This is a genomic window from Falsiroseomonas sp. HC035 (assembly GCF_050563525.1).
Lineage (GTDB): Bacteria > Pseudomonadota > Alphaproteobacteria > Acetobacterales > Acetobacteraceae > Falsiroseomonas.
This window is the reverse complement of sequence record NZ_JBNXUN010000010.1, coordinates 110,155-127,762: the sequence shown is the minus strand read 5'-3', so window position 1 is coordinate 127,762 and position 17,608 is coordinate 110,155. Positions and strand designations below refer to the sequence as shown.

Below are 17,608 nucleotides of genomic sequence, written 5' to 3'. Positions count from 1 at the left end.
AACCTCAGCCGGCTCATAGGCGCGGAAGCACCCTAGGCGCCGGCGCAGGGGTTGAGCTTGGCGGCAGAAGCGGCTGCACCAGCTGAGCGAAGCGCTCGAAGGTCAGGACGCCAGGATGTACCCTGCCGCCGATGACGAAGGTGGGCGTCGCCTGGACGTTGAACTCACGTGTCGCTTCCAGCCGTGACCGGATAATCGGATCGGTGAAACCGCGGTCCGTCCAGCAGGCTTCCAGGCGGCTGGCGGAAACCCCCGCCAGCCCGGCCATACGGCGCAGCCAGCCGCGGGCATCCGGGCTGTGCGCCCAGGCCTCCTTGTTGGTGTAGAGCACGGAGAGCATGGCTTCGAACCGCTCCGGCCCGGCACAATGGACGAGCGCGGCGGCATCGACCGCCACCCGGTCGAGCGGATAGTCGCGCAGCACGAAGCGCACCAGGCCAGGATCCACATAGGCGACCTTGATCCGGGGGAAATGCTGGGTGTGGAAGTTGGCGCAGTTGCCACAGGTCAGCGAGTGGAACTCGATCACCGTCACCGGGGCGTCCTCTCGGCCGATCGCGCGCTCACCAGGCAGCGGGCGCGGCGTCTCCGGACCAGGCTCGGTGACCGCGAAGGGCGGGGCACCCGCCTGCTGCCCCAGGGCTGGAGCGGACAAGGCGAGCACGGCCAAGCCAGCCAGGGTGCCGCGGCGTGACAGATCTTCGTTCATCGGATTTCGCTCCCGGAGTCTTGTAGGGCAGTGCGGTTCGCGGCCGGTGCGGGACGCAGGCCAGTGAGGATGAGCAGGGCGACACCGCAGACAATCGCGACATCGGCCATGTTGAAGGTCGGCCAGTGCCAGCCCGCGTAATGCGCGTCGAGGAAGTCGACGACCGCCCCGATGCGCAGCCGGTCGGCGGCATTGCCGAGGGCGCCGCCGATGACGAGGCCAAGCGCCAGGGCCTCAACCTTCGATGTCGTGCGCCAGAGCCAGTGCAGCAGGAACGCGGTGATGGCGAGGGTGACCAGCACCAGCACCCAGGCGGCGCCGGCTGCGCTGTCGGCGAACATGCCGAAGGTCACGCCAGTGTTGAAGCCGAGCCGCAGGTTCAGCACGGGCAGCACCGTGATGCCCCCGCTGTAGGGCGGCCAGAGAGCGGAAAGCGCCCAAAGCTTGGTGGCCTGGTCCACGGCGCCCGCGGCCAGGGCCGCCATGATTCCAATCGAGCGCATCAGCCTAGCCTCAGCAGGAAGGGAAAGGTCTGGACAAACCAGCCCGCAATTCTGGTCATCTCGCCCAGCATCATCAGGACGCCCATGGCGGCCATGACGAGACCGGAGGCGACCTGCGCCCCGCGGCCGAAGCCACGCCATCGCCGCAACGTCGCCGCGGCCGCCGGCAGGTAGAAGGCGACCAGCAGGAAGGGCACGCCCAGCCCCAGCGAGTAGGCAAGCAGCAGAGGCGCCCCCGCGCCATCACCCTGGATGGCCGCGACCGCCAGCACGGCACCCAGGACAGGGCCGATGCAGGGCGTCCAGGCGAATCCGAAGGAGACGCCAAGCAGCGCCGCGCCGCCGGGCGTGCCGCCCGCGGCGAAGGCCGGCAGCCGCACGTCACGCAGCAGCCAGGAGGGGCGCAGCGCGCCGATCTGCACCAGGCCGAAGGCCAGGACCAGCGCCCCGCCCGCGATCTGGAACTCCAGGCTCCAGCGTCGCAGCCATTGCGACAGCGCCGATGCACCGAGCCCGAGCAGCACGAAGACCAGCGAGAAGCCCAGGACGAAGCTGGCACCCAGAAGCATGGCCCGGGCGCGCGGCGGCGCATCGCGTACGCCGGTGCCGCAGGCATAGGCCACCCAGCCCGGAACCAGCGGCAGCACGCAGGGCGACAGGAAGGAGACCAGTCCGCCGCCGAACGCCAGGAGCAGGCCGAGGGCCGAAAATTCAAGCGTCATGCGGCTCGCTTTCCCTGCGGTTCGCGGCCAGGCCGGTCAGTCCTGCGAACAGGACGGCCAGCAGCGGCCAATCTCCGAGGCGCGCATAGAGCGTCTTGCCCGGCAATGCCGCGGGCAGTGCCGCGTCCAGCACGCCGCGCGTACCGAGTGCCAGGCTCCGCCGTACACGCCCATAGGCATCGGCGACGAAGGAAATTCCACCATTCGCGACGCGCACCATGGGCAATCCCAGTTCCACCGCACGGATCCTGGCCGCCAGCGCATGCTGATGCGGTCCCCAGGAGCGGCCGAACCAGGCGTCATTGGTGAGCGTCAGGATCCATCCTGCGTCGCGGGCCGTTCCTCCGCCTCCTCTGGGAAAGATCGCCTCGTAGCAGATCAGCGTCATGGCGGCGGGCAGGCCGGGAACCGGCAATGGCGCCGGGTCCGTGCCCGGCGAGAAGTCCACCGCACCGTCCGTCAGCTTCGGCACCCCCGGCAGCCACGCGCGGAAGGGCACGTATTCGCCGAAGGGCACGAGCCGTATCTTGTCGTACGCCGAAAGGATCCGGGCCGCGCCATCAAGGACGAGCACGCTGTTCCGCATTGAGGGCTGGCCGGTCGCATCCAGGCTGCGCCGCACCCCGCCGGTAACGAGGGCACCGTCCGGCGGCACCACATCCGAGAGTGCCGCGCGGACCGCAGCCTCCTCCGCGATCAGATACGGTACCGCTGTCTCGGGCCAAAGCAGGTGCGTCGGCTCTGCGCCCGATGCTCCCGGCACGCGGCTGAGAGCGAGGAGATCGGCGAGGATGCGCGCCCTTTCGGAGGATTCCCATTTGAGGGATTGCGCCACGTCGGGCTGCACCAGGCGCAGCCGAACATCCGGCAGGTTAGGTGGCAGCGGGACCACGAGCCTCGCCGCGCCGCCGGCCCACAGCAGCGCCAGGCAGGCGGCCGCGATGCCCATTGGCCAGACCCGCCGAACGGAAAGCGCGAAGGACGGCAGCGCCGCGAGGAGGATGGTCGCCAGACCGAGGCCATGGATCCCGATGAAGGCGGCGAGCTGTAAGGGCGCATCGGCGAAGCCCCAGACATGCCCCGCAAGATTCCACGGAAAGCCGGTGAGGATCGTCCCGCGCAGCCATTCCCCCGCCGTCCAGCAGATCGCGAGAGCGACGAGGAGACGCATACCGCGCCTGGGACCCGCGACCCAGCGCGCAGCCGCCAGCGACAAGGCGGGAAACAGGGCAAGACCTGCCGACAACGCCGCGAGGGACGGCAGGGCGAGTGCACCGAAGGATTCGGCATCCACGGCAAATGCCTTGGTGATCCATCCGAGCCCGACAGCGAAGTTGCCGAGGCCGAACAGCCAACCAAGCAGGAAGGCGCCGCGGACCGAACGTGTCCGCTCCAGCAACAGGAACAATCCGCCGAAGCCGAGAAGGAAGGCCGGCAGAAGGTACAGCGGCGCGAAGGCGAGCGGCGTTACGGCCCCAAGGACCAGGCCCGCGGCATTCGGCAGCACCACAAGCTGGAGTGACGACAACCTCGCCTTCTCCACCGAGGCGGCGCAGGCAGACGCGTCCCGAACGCCTGCCCTCATCTCTGCTCCGTCGCGCGTGTCCTCCGCGCCTCCCCCTGCTCGTCCATCCGCGCGATGGTGATGGCGTAGAACACGGCTACGAGGGTGAGGAGCACCGCAAGGATTGCGCGAGAACGGCGCTTCTGGGCGGCCTTGCGCAGATCATCAGGAGGCGCCTTGCCGTTCAATGATCGTGACCGCGAAGCTCAACGGCGATTTCGCCGGCTCGTTCGAAGCGGAGGAACACGCGGATCGCGTCCCCTGGCCCAAGGGGCTGACGCAAGCCGTCCAGAGCAAGGTGTGGTCCACCGGGTTCCATCGTGAGGGTGCCGTCGGGCGGAATGGAAAAACCCTCGGGCGGCGATCGGAATGCCGTGGCAGAGACCGGATCGCGCTCCAGCATCCGTACAGCTTCGACGTCGGGCGACCAGGCGGAGACCAGACGGGCTGTCATCACGCCGGTATTCCGAACAACAAGGAATCCTCGGCTTTCGCGAGCTTCCGGCGGCACGGCCTGCGCCCAGCCGCCGCTGACGACGACCGACCCGCCCTGTCCATCCTGCGCGGCAGCCGGGCGGGAGGAGACTGCCTGCCAGGCGATGGCGATTGCCAGCGCCAGCCAGCGGCGTCGAGGTTCACGCTGGTCCTTCAATCGAACATCTCCCACAATCAGGATTTCCGGCGGGTATGATCGCCCCGCTCCTCATGCCCCGCTGGAGCCCGCCTTCCGGCCGCCCCCATCAAGCTCGGGGCCGCCACCCCAGCAGGCGCAAGGCATTCAGCGTGACCAGCACGGTGGCCCCGGTATCGGCCAGGATCGCCGGCCAGAGGCCGGTCAGGCCGATCAGCGTCGTCACCAGGAACACGCCCTTCAGCCCGACCGCCACCGCCACGTTCTGCTTCACGTTGGCCATGGTCGCCCGCGACAGGGAGACCAGCTCCGCCACGCCCGTTACGCGGTCCTTCAGCACCGCGGCATCCGCCGTCTCCAGCGCCACGTCGGTGCCGCCGCCCATCGCCACGCCGACGGAGGCTGCCGCCAACGCCGGCGCATCGTTGATGCCGTCGCCGACCATGACGACCGGGCCGCCCTCCATCAGGCGGCCGATCTCCCGCAGCTTGTCGTCCGGCAGCAGTTCCGCCTTCACGTCCAGGCCGAGCGAGACGGCGATGGCCTCGCCGGTGCGGCGGTTGTCGCCCGTCAGCATCACCGGCCGCACGCCAAGCGCCGAGAGAGCCGCGATACCTTCGCGCGCATCCGCGCGCGGCTCGTCGCGCAGCGCGATCAACCCAAGCATGGTGCTGTCAGCGAGCAGGACGGCGACGGTCTTGCCCTCGGTCTCCAGTCGCGCCAGCTCCTTGTCGAGGTCGCCAAGCTGGGCGCCGGCCTCGCGGGCATGGCGCGGGCTGCCGACGCCGATGAGGCGTCCGCCGATCGCGGCCGTGACCGCCTTGCCGGGAATGGCGGCGAGGTCGGTTGCAACCGGAAGGGCGAGGCCCCGCGCCTCGGCTTCGGCCAGAATGGCCTTGGCCAGCGGATGCGCCGAGCCCTGCTCGACGGCCGCCGCGAGTTCGAGAACCTGCTGCTCCGTCTGGCCGGGCGCCGGCAGGATGTCCGTCACGCGCGGGCGGCCCTCGGTCAGGGTGCCAGTCTTGTCGAAGGCGACGGTGCGGGCGGCGCCGATGGCTTCCAGCGCCGCGCCTCCCTTGACAAGGAGCCCGCGCCTGGCGCCGGCCGAGAGGCCGGAGGCCATGGCGGCCGGCACCGAGATCACCAGAGCGCAGGGGCAGGCGATCAGCAGCACCGCCAGGCCGCGATAGAGGCTGGTGCCCCAGTCCCAGCCCAGCAGGAAGGGCGGCACCAGGATCACCAGGGCCGAGACGATCATCGCCCCGGGAGTCCACCACTCCGAGAAGCGCTCGATGAAACGCTGGGTCGGCGCACGTGAGGCGGTCGCGTCCTCCACCATGCGGATGATGCGGGCGATGGTGTTGTCGGAGGCGGCGCGCGTCACGCGGACCCGCAGCGCGCCATCGGCGTTGATCGACCCGGCAACCACCGCCTCGCCCGGTCCGCGCGAAACCGGGATGCTTTCGCCGGTCACCGCACTTTCATCCAGTGCCGAGGTACCGTCCTCGATGGTGCCGTCGCAAGGTACCCGGTCACCTGGCCGCACCAATACCAGGTCGCCAACCGCCAACCTGTCGGCGGGCAACTGCTCGGTGCTGCCATCCGCGCGCAGGCGCAGCGCCACGCGCGGCATGAGGTCGGCCAGGGCGCGGATGCCGGCGCGAGCGCGACCGGCGGCGACATTCTCCAGCAATTCGCCCACGGCGAAGAGCAGCACGACGACCGCGGCCTCCTCCGCCGCGCCAATGACCGTGGCGCCGGCGGCTGCCGTCACCATCAGGGTTTCGATGGAGAAGGGCGTTCCGGCCCGGGCAAGCGCCCAGGCACGGCGCCCAAAGGGCACCAGGGCGATCAGCGTCGCGGCCAGGAACAGCGGGTAGGTCAGGCGCTCCGGCAGGGCGAGAGACAGCCCATAGGCGCCGACCACCAGGCCGCCGAGCAGCCAGACGAGCTTCGCCTTGGAGGTGGCCCACCAGGCCTTCTCGGCATCCGCGGGATCGTCATGGTCATGGCCGTGACCATGCGGGGCCGGCGCCGCATCGTGGTCGTGCCCGGCATGGTGCTGTCCAGGCGCCTGCTGATCCGAAGCCGCCGCCGGCGCCAGCGTCGTCGCCGTGTAACCGAGCGCCGCCACCTGCTTCACGACAGCCTCAGGCGTGGTGGCGCCAGGGGCCAGTGAGAGCGACAGCCGCTCCGCCATCAGGTTCACCTCGACGTCGCCCACGCCGGGCAGTCGTTCGACGGCCCGCGTCACCTTGGCGACGCAGCCGGCGCAATCCATGCCCTCGACCCGCCAGGCCAGCCGTGTTGTCGCGTTCATCCGCGTCATCCCATCCCGTTGGGCATGGTATGGGACTTCTAGTGGCTGGAGGTTCAAGCCCCTTTCTGAGGGAAACTGGCAGGCGGCGTGTTGGCCAGGGGCTGCAGCAGGAGGCGATCCAGCCTTTGCTCCTTGGCGGTGCGCCAGCCTGGCACCCCGATCACCGCGCCCTCGAGCCCCGCCGCCGGGGCGGCCCTGTAGCTGCCGAACAGGTGGTCCCACCAGGGCAGGCAGAAGCCGAAGCAGCTATCGGTCTCCGCCCGGACCTCGGAATGGTGGGTCCGGTGCATGTCCGGCGTCACCACCAGGCGCCGCAGCCAGCGTTCCATGCGAGCCGGAATGCGGATGTCGGCATGGTTGAACAGGCTGGTGGCGTTCAGCAGCACCTCGAAGGCCAAGACCGCCACGGGCGGCGCGCCGAGTGCCACGACAACCGCCACCTTGATGCCAAGCGAGAGCAGGATTTCAACAGGATGGAATCGCAGCCCCGTCGTGGCATCCAGCTCCGGGTCCGCATGGTGCATCCGGTGCAGCCGCCACAGTGCCGGGACATGGTGGAACATCCGGTGCTGCCAGTAGATCGACAGGTCCAGCACCAGGACCGCCAGCGGCAGGGCGAGCCAAAACGGCGCACCCAGGGCCGGCAGCAGGCCGAGGCCCCGCGCCTCCGCCCAGACCGCCACGCCTACCGCTCCGGCCGGCGCCACCAGCCGCAGCAGGGCGGAGCCGATCACCGGTAATGCCAGGTTGGCCGGCCAGCGCCGCCAGCCGAGCGGCCGCGCCACGCCGCGCGCCCAGATCCGCTCGGCGAAGACCATGGCCGCCAGCACGCCAAGGAACGCAGCAAGCCGGATTGTCGCCTCGGCGGCCATCTTGGCGAACTCGCCGGTCAGGCCGGTTAGGCGCCGTGGAAGCGCATGTAGGGGCGGTGCGGCGCCTCACCGAAGGCGATGACCTCGTAGCTGTCGGCGGGCTGCCCCGGCACTTCCATGCCCGGCGAGCCCACCGGCATCTCTGGCACGGCAAGGCCCCTCACGCCGACAGGTCGTTCGGCCAGCAGGTGCCGGATCGCCGCGGCGGGCACGTGGCCTTCGAGCGCGAAGCCCTCGACCTCCCCGGCATGGCAGGAGAGCAGGTCGGCCGGCGTGCCGAGCCGCCGGCGCACCGGGGCGACCGACCGCACCACTTGGTCGTCCACGGCAAAGCCCTCCGCGCGGAGATGCGCCACCCAGCCGGAACAGCAGCCGCAGCTCGGGTCGCGCCAGACGGAGATGCGCGTGACGCGCTGGGCAAGGGCGGGGATCGGCAACACCGCGAGCGCGGCGGCAGCAAGAAGGGAGCGGCGTGACGGCATCTGGCGTTCCTCATGGCAGCCGGGGCGGACGGCAAAGCGCACCGCCCGCGGCATTCTCGGGTTTACCCTAATGGGAAGGTCAAGTCGGAGCCGCCGCCGTGACACGTGTCCCGAGGGTGGCGATTAGGGGGCAGGACTGGTCGAGCCCTGCATCGCATAGCCGCACCGCTTCGGTCAGCACCGCTGCCATCGCCTGGAGATCGGCGATGCGCGCGTGCACGGCTGTGAGGTGCCCGGCCGCGAGCGCGCGGCTCTCCGCGCAGTTGCCGCCGGGCGCGCTGGCGAGCGCAACCAGGGCGCGGACCTCGTCCAGCGTAAAGCTGAGCGCACGGGCGCGCCGCACGAAGGCTAGCCGTTCGACATGCGCGGCTTTGAAGACACGGTATCGCCCGCGGCGCTCGGCACGCGGCAGGACGCCGATGCGCTCGTAGTAGCGGATGGTCTCGATCTTGCACCCTGTCGCTCGCGACAGGCCGCCGATCGTCATGGCGGGCGCATTGGCCACCGCAGCCTCCCTGGCGAATGGAGCTTGAGTCTATAGTCACTACAGATCGTAGCCTGCTGGCGGTACATTAAGCGAAAGGCATCGAGCGATGACCGAACCGACCCTCACCCCCTCGGCTGGCCAGGCGCGGCAGGCGGGCGCTGCGGTCCTGACGGCTGGTGGCATTCTCGCCGGCCTGGGTGCGGCGGCCTGCTGCGCGCTGCCGATCATGTTCGCGACGATCGGCGTCGGCACGACATCGCTGCTTGAGCTTACCGCCATCACGGGTCCCTACCAGGGCGTCCTCCTGGCGGCGGCCGTGGTCAGCTTGGCGGCCGCCGCCATCCTGCTCTGGCGCGGACGCTGGGCCGCGACGGCCTGCGCGCCGGGCGCGGCCTGCGCACCGGGGGGCACGCTCCGTCGCACCACGCTGGCCGGGCTGGCGGCCGGCATCGTGCTGCTGTCCCTGTCCGTGGCGATCGCCTGAGGTAATGGCGATCCTGCGCTCGACGCTGACCTGCCCGGACTGCGGACACGCTCGAACCGAAACCATGCCGACGGATGCGTGCATGTTCTTCTACGTGTGCACCGGCTGCGGCACGCGCCTGCGCCCGAAACGGGGGGATTGCTGCGTCTTCTGCTCGTATGCAGATGTGCCGTGTCCGCCCATCCAGGCTATCCGGGCCGGCGAAGGGAACGGCGCGGACTGCGGCGATCAGCTTGGATGTGGGCCGGTTACTACAACCGGCGAATGAGCCGGATTGACCGCCGCTCATCGGCGGCTTCCATCGCGCCCGCGCCCTGGCCGCTGACGCGCTGTATGGCCGCCTGCGTGCTGACCGCCCCCGACCCGGCCTCAGACAAACAGCGCCGTCAGGTACATCACCGCGAGACCCGCTCCGACACCGCCGAGGGCGGCAGGCGAGAGCAGCGCGCCGCTCCCCTCGCGCCGGACGATCAGCCCGGTGACCTCGATGATTACCTGCAGGATCGCGCCAGCGCCGATGCCGAAGCAGATCGCCATCCAGAACGGGCTGACCGCCTGCGCGCCGATCCAGACGCCCGGTACCGCTGGCAGCCCCGCCAGCGCGGCGAGGCCGACGAAGGTGAGTAGCCGCGGTCGCCGGCCGACGAGCGGCGCGGCAATGCCGAACCCCTCGCTGACATTGTGGATGGTGAAGCCGACCACGAGGAAGGTGGCCAGCGCGGCTTCCCCCGCCGCGATCGCCGCGCCGACCGCAAGGCCTTCACCAAGGTTGTGCAGGCCGATGCCGAAGGCGATGAAGGCGGCTAGTGCCGCGCCTTCCGGCGCGCGTCCGCCGCGGCGGCCAAGCAGCATAAGCGCGCCGGCGCTGATGATCATCGTCACCCAGACCGCAGCCTGAGCGCGCAGGCGCTCCAGCGCACCGGCCGCCTGTTCCAGCCCCTCGCTTAGCGTGTCAAGGAACAGGTAGCCGAGCAGCCCAACAGTGAGCGCCAGCACGAAGCGCATGCCGGCTGGGCTGAGCGTACCGAGCGCCGGGAAGGCGAGCAGCCCGGTCGCAACCGGTGCCACGCCCAGCAGGATGCCGACCAGCGCGAGGATGGCGAGCGTCGGCGCATCGAAGGTCGGCGTCGGGCGCGCCACCTCGATCTCCCGCTCGAACGCCGCGCCGGTCGAGGACAGCAGCACGACCTTGTGGCCTTCGCCATCCACCCAGGGGTAGGGGATGTCGATGCGCGCGGTGCCGAGCCGGTCGATCGGGCCCGGCGGGTCGACCGCGAAGGTGCGGAAGGCAGCGTCCACCTGCACCTGCGCGATCGTCACCGGCTGCGAACCATCGGCGCGGATTGAGACGGAGATCAGCCCGGGAGTCAGACGGACGCGCTCGAAGCTCACCTTCTCTACTGGCGGCGAGCCTTCGGTCAGCCGCTCCAACGGCTTGCCAAGGATCAGCAACGCCAAGATGCCGAACAGCACGGCCAGCGGCAGCAGCAACCAGAACGCGGTGCGCCACGGCGAGGCCGGGCGGGCGAGGGCTTGGGCGGGGTTAGTGTCGGGTGCCATCACACCACCTCGAAGTGGCTCATCCAGCCGAGTTCGGCGAACTCGGACTGGTGCGCATGGAACATGTACTGGCCGGGCTCGTGCTCGGACCAATCCATCTCGATGATGCCGCGCTGGCCCTGGCACTGCATGATCGTGTCCACCATGCGCGACGTCGGCGTCAGCGTGGTGCCGTGGTCGTAGTAGTCGAAGAAGTTGCCATGGACGTGGAAGGAATTGATCGGGTCGAATTCGGTGATGTTGACGAGGTAGATGCGCAGCTTGCGGCCGCGTTCTACGCGGATTGGCTTCTGCTGATAGGCGAAGGGGATGGTATTGGCGGCGTAGATCTCGTTCTCGTCATCAAAGTTGGTGTCGAAGGCGTTCATGCAGATCATGATCTCCTGCCATTCGGCATTGCGGCCGGAACCGAGCAGGCGGGATTCGGCCACGGCGATGGCATCGGGATGCCGGGCCGGATCAGGGTCCACGATGAAGGCGCCGTACATGCCCTTGTGGATATGCCGCTTCAGCGGCAGCGCGTGGCAGTGGTAGAGGTGGCAGCCGAAGGGCTTGGCGTCGAACTCGTATGTGAACGTCCCGCCGGGCTGCACCAGGCCGGCATAGGACACGCCGTCCATGCGCCAGGAATGGATGCCGTGGAAATGCATGGTGTGCGGATGGGCGCTTCCGTTGTTGAAGACGACGCGCAGCCGATCGCCCTCGGTGCAGCGCAGCGTCGGACCGGGAATGCGGCCGTTGAAAGTCCAAGCTGGGAACATCAGCCCGGGCGCCACCTCCACCTCCTTGTCCACCGCGGTCACCAACCATTCGCGCACCCGGCGGCCCTGCGCATCGGTCGTGACCTCGCCGACATCCCAATCGGTCAAGATTTCATGCGGATCGAAGCCGTTGCGGGCGTGATCGACCTGGCCAATCACAGCATTCTCGCCCTCCATACCCGGAGCGCTATGCCCGGCCTGATGCCCGCCATGCGATGCGGCAGGGGGCTGCGCCTGGCCCAGCGCGCTGCGCACAGCGACACTGGCCGCCAGCGGGGCAGCAATGGCTCCCAGCGACACGCCTGCGCCTGCCAGCAGGCGTCGCTTCGGTATCGAGAACATCCCGCTACATCCTCTTGCCAAGCCAACCAGAGCCAGCACAAACTTCTAAATTAAGCCAGTGCTACACTACCAAGCTGTTGCAAGATTGCAAGCACCGGCTTGCACCGGGCATCATGCGCACCCATGACGAGCGCGCCTCCCAAACGCCTGCCGCCCGCCGAAGACCAGGCCGCCCGCTTTGCGCAGCAGCGCGAGGCGGACCGGACGGCTATTGCGGAGGATTACGTCGAGCTGATCGCCGACCTGCTGACGGAGGAGGGCGAGGCGCGCGCGGTGGACATCGCCCGCCGAATGGGCGTGGCACAGCCCACCGTGGCGGCGACGGTGTCGCGGCTGCAGCGCGATGGGCTGGTGGAGACAAAACCCTATCGCGGCCTGTTCCTGACCGAGGCCGGGCTTGCGGTCGCCGCCGCCGCCCGCGCACGACACGAGTTGATGGTCCGCTTCCTGCTGGCGGTCGGTCTCGACGCCGAAACGGCAGAGGCGGATGCCGAGGGGCTGGAACACCACGCAAGCGACAAGGCCCTGGCCGCCTTCGCGCGATTCCTGGAAACCCGCAGCTCAGGAGGCGGATGATGGAGACCTATGCGATCGGCGACCTTTCCCGCGCCACGGGCGTCAAGGCGACGACGATCAGGTGGTATGAGCAGGAGGGCTGGCTGCCGCCGCCGGCCCGCACCGCCGGCGGCCACCGTGCCTATGGCGTGGCGCATCTGCGCCGCCTTGGCTTCATTCGCCATGCGCGAGAGCTGGGATTCGAGAGCGACGCGATCAGGGCACTTCTGGATCTTGCAGACCAGCCGGATGCCGACTGCACGCGGGCGCATGCCCTGGCCACCGCACAGATCGCCGAAATCGACGCGCGCCTTAAAAGGCTGGGGGCGCTCCGCGCCGAGCTGGTCCGCATGGCGACGAGTTGCGAGGGCGGGGTGGTTGGGGAGTGCCGCATCATTGAGACGCTGGCCGACTTTGCGCATGGCCACTGCACCAATGCGTCCCATGGGGGCGAGCCAGCTGGAAGCGTGCGCTTGCCGTAAAGTAGCCAGTCCGTGTCGAGGTGCGGCCTGGATTGTCCTGGCAGCTGAGCAGGTGCCGTACGGGACTGGGGCGGAAGCGAACGGAGTGTGCAGCTACCCCTCCCGAGCCAACGGCCGTTGGCGGCGCAGAAGCCGCCGCGCAACTCCGGCCAGGTTGAACACCAGCCGGCCGCCGGACGTGGTGGTGTCGATCGCCTCGGTGAGGGAGCGGAACCAAACTCTACGTCGCTCCAGCGCCGCCTCGGTCTCGATAAGGTGCGGCAGGCTCCGCTAAGGCGAGGTGCGCTGTGCCGACACCGCCGGAGGAGGGGTCAGGCGACCGGGGCCTCGAGATGGGGGCGAGCGCCCAGGCTCCAGATAGACGGTCACCGGCGGAGGTACTTGATGAGCGCCGCTATACCAAGGACGAGAAGGACAAGCAGCATGAGCCCAAGCAGGCCCATGCCGCCCATCATCCAGCCCATCCCCTCCATCCCGCCGTGCATCATCTGCAATCCTCCGCCCGCGCCCCTTGCCGATTAGCGGCTAGGCGGGGTTGCCGGGGTCGGTATTCCTGCTCGCTCCTCAAGCTGCCGGAGGCGGGTGTCCATCGCGGCCATCCGCTGCATCATCGGGCAGCCGCCCATCATCATGCCGCCCTGGCCCTGCATCATCGGCATCTGCTGCATCGTGTCGCCTTGAGGTTGCTGGCTGCCCTGGGCAAAGGCGCCCGCCGTTACCAGAACCCCGGCCAGCGCGACAACCGGAGAGATGGACTTGTGCATAGGGTTTCCTCTCCTGTTGTGGACCAGGAAAAGGAAACGCCCCTCCCATGTAGGAGGGTTTCAGATGGTGAGGGCTTTATCCGCTTTGCCGCCGCTGGAACGCGTTAACCCCCAGCAGAATTGACGACGCGCTTCACTTGCATCGGGTGCCAGACGCGCCCGCCGGCCGGCGCCGGCACGCCGCGCGCGGTGCCGCGGGGTGCCGAAGGCGCTCATCGTCGAGGCGGTCCGCCAGGGCGCCGGCGAGGCCGCCGCGCGTGGGCTGGCCGGCGCCAAAAAGGACGACATAGCCGATACGGCTGCGAATTCCACGGCATCGTGGGCAGTGATTCCACGGCATCGTGGGCGGCGGTTCCACGGGATGATGGGCACGGATTCCACGGGATCGTGGGCACCCGGCTGAGGGTTGCCTGGGGTGAATTGCCGACAGTCTGAGCCGGCTAAGTGGGCCTCGTCCTGAACGGGGTCTGCCGATGCCTACCGAGAGATTGTCGATGCGCCGGATTCGCGACGTGCTGCGTCTGAAGTTCGAGGCTGGGCTGAGCGACCGCGTCCTGGCGACGGCGGTTGCCATCAGCAAAGGCGCGGTCGCGTCCTATGTGTCGCGGGCGCGGGCGGCGGGGCTGTCCTGGCCGCTGCCGGCTGGGATGGACGATACGGCGCTGGAGCGTCGGCTGTTTCCGGGTCAGCCGGCGCCAGAGGCGGCGCGGCCATTGCCAGACTGGGCGGCGGTGGAGCGTGAATTGCGGCGGCGCGGCGTGACCCGGGCGCTGCTGTGGCAGGAGTACCGTGCGGAACAGCCGGACGGCTTCGGCTATTCCTGGTTCTGCGAGGCTTACGACGCCTGGAAATCCCAGGTCTCACCGACCATGCGGCAGAGCCACGTCGGCGGCGAGAAGGTCTTCGTGGACTTCGCCGGCGACACCATCGGCGTGATCGACCCGGACAGCGGCGAGATCTGGCAGGCCAAGCTGTTCGTGGCCTGCATGGGCGCCTCCAGCCTGGTATTCGCCGAGGCCCGGGCCAGCGAGGGCCTGGCAGAATGGCTGGGCGCGCATGTGAACCTGTTCGCCGCGCTGGGCGGGGTGCCGAAATTCGTGGTCTGCGACAACCTCAAGTCCGCGGTCACCAACCCCGACCGCCATGATCCCGGGCTGAACCGGTCCTACCTGGAGATGGCGACGTACTACGGCACCGCCATCCTGCCGGCGCGGCCGGGCAAGCCGCGGGACAAAGCGAAGGTGGAGCAGTCGGTGCTGCTGGCGGAGCGGTGGATTCTGGCGAGGCTGCGCAACGCCCGGTTCTTCTCGCTGGCCGAGCTCAACGCGGCGATCAGCGCCCTGACGGCCGAATTGAACGCCCGCCTGATGCGCGGCTTTGGGGCCAGCCGGGCGGAGCTTTTCGCCAGCCTGGATGTCCCGGCGCTGCGGCCGCTACGGACGCCGCCCTATGCCTTTGCACGCTGGCGCCGCTGCCGGGTCGGCCCCGACTACCACGTCGAGGCCGATGGCCATTGGTATTCGGTGCCCTACGGCCTGATCCGCCAGCTGCTCGATGTCCGCATCGGCGAGGCGACGCTGGAGGTGTTCCACAAGGGTGAGCGGGTGGCCAGCCATGCCCGGGTGCCGAACCGGCGCGGCCACACCACCATCCCCGAGCACATGCCGAGCGCGCACCGCCGCCACGCCCAGTGGACGCCGGCGCGGCTGCTGGAGGAGGCCGGCAGGATCGGGCCCTCCGCCATGGCGCTGTGCGACGCGGTGATGGCGGCGCGGCCGCATCCCGAACAGGGCTTCCGCACCTGCCTCGGCATCCTGGGCCTGGCGCGGAGCTATGGCGCCGTCCGGCTGGAGGCTGCCTGCGCCCGCGGCGTCAGCATCCGCGCCCGCTCCGTCGGCTCCATCCGTTCGATCCTCCAGAACGGCCTCGACCGGGCCTTCCTGGATGCGGAGCCGGAGCGCCAGCCACCGCCGGCCCACGGCAACATCCGTGGCGGCGGCTATTTCCATTGAACAGCAAAGGAGAACCTATGCTCGCCCATCCCACCCATGAGCGCCTGATCGCGCTCGGCCTTGCCGGCATGGCCCGCGGTTTCGAGGACCAGAGACGATCGCCCGACATCGGCGCGTTGAGCTTCGAGGAACGCCTTGGCCTGCTGGTCGATCGCGAGGCCGCCGAGCGGGAAACCCGGCGCCTGACCACCCGGCTCAAGCATGCCGCGCTGCGCCACAACGCCAGCATCGAGGATGTCGACATGCGCACGCCGCGCGGCCTCGACCGGGCACTGTTCCAGAAGCTGGTGGCCGGCGACTGGATCGACCGGCATGAGGGGCTGCTGGTCACCGGCCCGACCGGCGTCGGCAAGTCCTGGCTGGCCTGCGCGCTGGCCCATAAGGCCTGCCGAGATGGCCGGCGCGTGCTGTACCAGCGGGTTCCCAGGCTATTCGAGGCCCTGGCTATCGCCCGCGGCGACGGCCGCCACAGCCGCGCCCTGAAGGCCCTGGCGAAGGTCGAGCTGCTGGTGCTGGACGACTGGGGCCTGGCGGTGCTGACCCAGGCGGAACGCGAGGATCTGCTGGAGATCCTGGAGGACCGCCATGGCCGCAGTTCCACCATCGTCACCAGCCAGGTGCCGGTGGCCCAGTGGGACGCCGTGATCGGCAATCCGACGCTCGCCGACGCCATCCTCGACCGCCTGATCCACAACGCCCATCGCATCGAGCTCAGGGGAGAAAGCATGCGTCGCACTGCCGCCAGGCGAGCCGCGTTAGCCGAAACGCTTGACGCCAATCGGCCTTCCTGATCCACAAAGCCGTCGGCATGACACCTGCCCACGATGCCGTGGAATTCGTGCCCACGATCGCCTGGAATTGGTGCCCACGATCACTGGAATACGCAGACCGGCGATGGTGACGGCGAGATCGCGCATGTCGGTGAAGTCCGACAGGCCGAGGTGGCCGGGCTGATGGAGCTGGCGGAAGATCACCTCCTGTTCCGGTCCGTGCAGCGCCCGCCAGCCCCGGATCCGGCGCTCCAGCGTGCGGCGGATACCGGCGCCGAGTTCGGGATGACGGCGCCTGATCTCCTCGAAGACGGCAATCGGCCGCAGTCCGGGCGCGGACTGGAGCAGCGGGACGACCTCACCGTCCCAGATCGCCGCCAGCGGGTCCGGCCGACGCCGTCCGCGGGGCGTGGTGCGGGCCGAAGATGGTCGGGGGTCCCCCTCGATCCGATAGGCGGTGGCCGTGCTGAACCCCGCTCTGGCGGCGTCGATCGGCACGGGCTGGGTGCGGCGAAGTGTCATGTACAGCCTCATCTGGCAGTCGGTGACATGGCGGCCGGGCACCGGAAGACCCCTCGTAGCGAAGGAGCCATTCCGATGCCGGCCGGCCGCAACCGCCAGCCACCCACCCCCGGCAGGGGCGAGGCGCTCGCCTGCATGGCCCCGTCGGTCGGGCTACGCCCTCCCGCCGACGCCATGCAGGCGTTTCTCATCCTGATCGCCGCGCTTTCTCACCATGATCGCCGCGCAGCAGGCGCCGATGCCCACGGGTCGGGAGATGCGCGAGGATGTGGATATGCAGGCCCAGTCGCTTCGCGCGCTCGACGGCGTAGAGATAGACGGGGGGGATGCCGATGTCGGCCATGAACTTCGCCAGGACAGCATGCAGAGCCTTCCGGCGGCAGGTCTCAATGTGCTCAGAGGTGACATCGCCGCCGGGGTAGAAGCGCGAGCCGATGAAGCAGATGGTGATCCACGTGTTCAGTGGCTTGCCGATGGCTGCCGCGTAGTCCCTGGCATTCAACATGTTCAGTGCTGACGCACATGAGACCGAACGTGTCGGCTTCCTGGGTGATCTCTTGGATCGGGGCTTGCCTGGTGAAGCGATGCCAAGGCTTTCACTACCATAAGCAGGGGCCTCGGCCGGCGACGAAGACCCAGAAGTGAGGCGGGAGCTGGCGTGCAGCTCGATAGCCCGGGACTTCTGCCGGCTAATTCTGTCCTGGCGCTCCGATCGCTTTTCACTCCGGGTCTGGACGCTCTTCGTGCGGATCCATGGTGGAGCTGGTGGGCCGGGCTGGTCGCTATCGTCTTGCTGGCGGTCGCCGGGACGGTCCACGGCGCTGGAGGTCGGGGTCTGGGCTGGCATGATGACAACTCGTCCAGTGTTTGGTTCCACAGTAGGTGCCGGCCGAAAATCACCAACCGCCGACTGCAACAACGTTCTGGTGTTGCGAAATTGTCACTTGATCGGCCGCTGACGCCAGCCGATCGACGAGCGAATGTGTCCTGCTTTTTGGCGTCCGGGTCGTCGACGGAAGGGGGTCGGCCGGTCTCTGTTTCCTCTATGACTTCGGTCGCCGCGCAG

General features: G+C 69.1%; 19 protein-coding genes and 1 pseudogene. 6 read left to right on the top strand and 14 right to left on the bottom strand.

Features of this window, described 5'->3' with window-relative positions; genetic code table 11:
* Nucleotides 1-13 precede the first annotated feature (13 nt).
* From ACLF3G_RS20215 to ACLF3G_RS20175, 9 genes are all read right to left on the bottom strand, one after another.
* Nucleotides 14-709: a thioredoxin domain-containing protein gene (locus ACLF3G_RS20215; RefSeq protein ID WP_430671211.1), complete on the bottom strand. Its 696-nt coding sequence runs from the start codon at nt 707-709 to the stop codon at nt 14-16.
* Complete coding sequence (lspA, locus tag ACLF3G_RS20210) at nt 706-1,194, bottom strand: signal peptidase II (RefSeq protein ID WP_171970295.1); 489 nt, start codon at nt 1,192-1,194, stop codon at nt 706-708. The genes ACLF3G_RS20215 and lspA overlap by 4 nt, the downstream gene beginning before the upstream one ends.
* A 17-nt stretch (nt 1,195-1,211) precedes the next feature.
* A complete protein-coding gene (locus ACLF3G_RS20205; protein ID WP_168055011.1) occupies nt 1,212-1,934 on the bottom strand; it encodes a cytochrome c biogenesis CcdA family protein in 723 nt (240 codons plus the stop codon).
* Complete coding sequence (gene lnt, locus ACLF3G_RS20200) at nt 1,924-3,462, bottom strand: apolipoprotein N-acyltransferase (protein ID WP_430671210.1); 1,539 nt, start codon at nt 3,460-3,462, stop codon at nt 1,924-1,926. The genes ACLF3G_RS20205 and lnt overlap by 11 nt, the downstream gene beginning before the upstream one ends.
* Before the next feature lie 220 nt (nt 3,463-3,682).
* A complete protein-coding gene (locus tag ACLF3G_RS20195) occupies nt 3,683-4,009 on the bottom strand; it encodes a copper chaperone PCu(A)C (protein ID WP_430671263.1) in 327 nt (108 codons plus the stop codon).
* Nucleotides 4,010-4,238: 229 nt separating this feature from the next.
* Nucleotides 4,239-6,458, bottom strand: coding sequence for a heavy metal translocating P-type ATPase (locus ACLF3G_RS20190; protein WP_430671209.1), 2,220 nt, complete (start codon nt 6,456-6,458; stop codon nt 4,239-4,241).
* Nucleotides 6,459-6,502: 44 nt separating this feature from the next.
* On the bottom strand, nt 6,503-7,321 hold the full coding sequence (locus ACLF3G_RS20185; RefSeq protein WP_430671208.1) for a sterol desaturase family protein: 819 nt from the start codon (nt 7,319-7,321) through the stop codon (nt 6,503-6,505).
* A gap of 26 nt (nt 7,322-7,347) precedes the next feature.
* Entirely contained in the window at nt 7,348-7,803 is a 456-nt protein-coding gene (locus ACLF3G_RS20180; RefSeq protein ID WP_430671207.1) for a DUF411 domain-containing protein, read from the bottom strand.
* Between the two features lie 79 nt (nt 7,804-7,882).
* Nucleotides 7,883-8,308 carry a MerR family transcriptional regulator gene (locus tag ACLF3G_RS20175; protein ID WP_430671206.1) on the bottom strand — a complete coding sequence of 142 codons (426 nt, stop codon included), beginning with the start codon at nt 8,306-8,308 and terminating at the stop codon, nt 7,883-7,885.
* Nucleotides 8,309-8,396: 88 nt separating this feature from the next.
* On the opposite strand from ACLF3G_RS20175, the gene ACLF3G_RS20170 reads away from it, so the two are divergent.
* Both ACLF3G_RS20170 and ACLF3G_RS20165 read left to right on the top strand, forming a co-directional pair.
* A complete protein-coding gene (locus tag ACLF3G_RS20170) occupies nt 8,397-8,774 on the top strand; it encodes a mercuric reductase (RefSeq protein ID WP_430671205.1) in 378 nt (125 codons plus the stop codon).
* A 4-nt stretch (nt 8,775-8,778) separates the two neighbouring features.
* Complete coding sequence (locus ACLF3G_RS20165; RefSeq protein WP_430671204.1) at nt 8,779-9,042, top strand: GDCCVxC domain-containing (seleno)protein; 264 nt, start codon at nt 8,779-8,781, stop codon at nt 9,040-9,042.
* A 101-nt stretch (nt 9,043-9,143) separates the two neighbouring features.
* Here the strand turns inward: ACLF3G_RS20165 and ACLF3G_RS20160 are convergent, their stop codons facing one another.
* On the bottom strand, nt 9,144-10,334 hold the full coding sequence (locus ACLF3G_RS20160; RefSeq protein ID WP_430671203.1) for a ZIP family metal transporter: 1,191 nt from the start codon (nt 10,332-10,334) through the stop codon (nt 9,144-9,146).
* Nucleotides 10,334-11,437 (bottom strand): multicopper oxidase domain-containing protein, encoded by a 1,104-nt coding sequence (locus ACLF3G_RS20155; protein ID WP_430671202.1) that lies wholly within the window; start codon nt 11,435-11,437, stop codon nt 10,334-10,336. The genes ACLF3G_RS20160 and ACLF3G_RS20155 overlap by 1 nt, the downstream gene beginning before the upstream one ends.
* Nucleotides 11,438-11,560: 123 nt before the next feature.
* Here ACLF3G_RS20155 and mntR point away from each other — a divergent pair, with 123 nt between their 5' ends.
* Nucleotides 11,561-12,013: a manganese-binding transcriptional regulator MntR gene (mntR, locus tag ACLF3G_RS20150; protein ID WP_430671201.1), complete on the top strand. Its 453-nt coding sequence runs from the start codon at nt 11,561-11,563 to the stop codon at nt 12,011-12,013.
* Nucleotides 12,010-12,474 (top strand): MerR family transcriptional regulator, encoded by a 465-nt coding sequence (locus ACLF3G_RS20145; RefSeq protein WP_430671200.1) that lies wholly within the window; start codon nt 12,010-12,012, stop codon nt 12,472-12,474. Before mntR ends, ACLF3G_RS20145 begins: the two co-directional genes overlap by 4 nt.
* A 518-nt stretch (nt 12,475-12,992) precedes the next feature.
* Here ACLF3G_RS20145 and ACLF3G_RS20140 read toward each other — a convergent pair.
* Nucleotides 12,993-13,238 carry a hypothetical protein gene (locus tag ACLF3G_RS20140; protein WP_430671199.1) on the bottom strand — a complete coding sequence of 82 codons (246 nt, stop codon included), beginning with the start codon at nt 13,236-13,238 and terminating at the stop codon, nt 12,993-12,995.
* Nucleotides 13,239-13,711: 473 nt separating this feature from the next.
* On the opposite strand from ACLF3G_RS20140, the gene istA reads away from it, so the two are divergent.
* Nucleotides 13,712-15,250 carry an IS21 family transposase gene (istA, locus tag ACLF3G_RS20135; RefSeq protein WP_430671198.1) on the top strand — a complete coding sequence of 513 codons (1,539 nt, stop codon included), beginning with the start codon at nt 13,712-13,714 and terminating at the stop codon, nt 15,248-15,250.
* Nucleotides 15,251-15,267: 17 nt separating this feature from the next.
* Nucleotides 15,268-16,041: an IS21-like element helper ATPase IstB gene (istB, locus tag ACLF3G_RS20130; protein ID WP_430671197.1), complete on the top strand. Its 774-nt coding sequence runs from the start codon at nt 15,268-15,270 to the stop codon at nt 16,039-16,041.
* Nucleotides 16,042-16,134: 93 nt separating this feature from the next.
* Here istB and ACLF3G_RS20125 read toward each other — a convergent pair.
* Both ACLF3G_RS20125 and ACLF3G_RS20120 read right to left on the bottom strand, forming a co-directional pair.
* Nucleotides 16,135-16,584 (bottom strand): annotated as a pseudogene (locus ACLF3G_RS20125) (IS21 family transposase); the annotation flags it as partial.
* Nucleotides 16,585-16,729: 145 nt separating this feature from the next.
* Entirely contained in the window at nt 16,730-17,047 is a 318-nt protein-coding gene (locus ACLF3G_RS20120; protein ID WP_430671196.1) for a hypothetical protein, read from the bottom strand.
* Between the last annotated feature and the right edge of the window lie 561 nt (nt 17,048-17,608).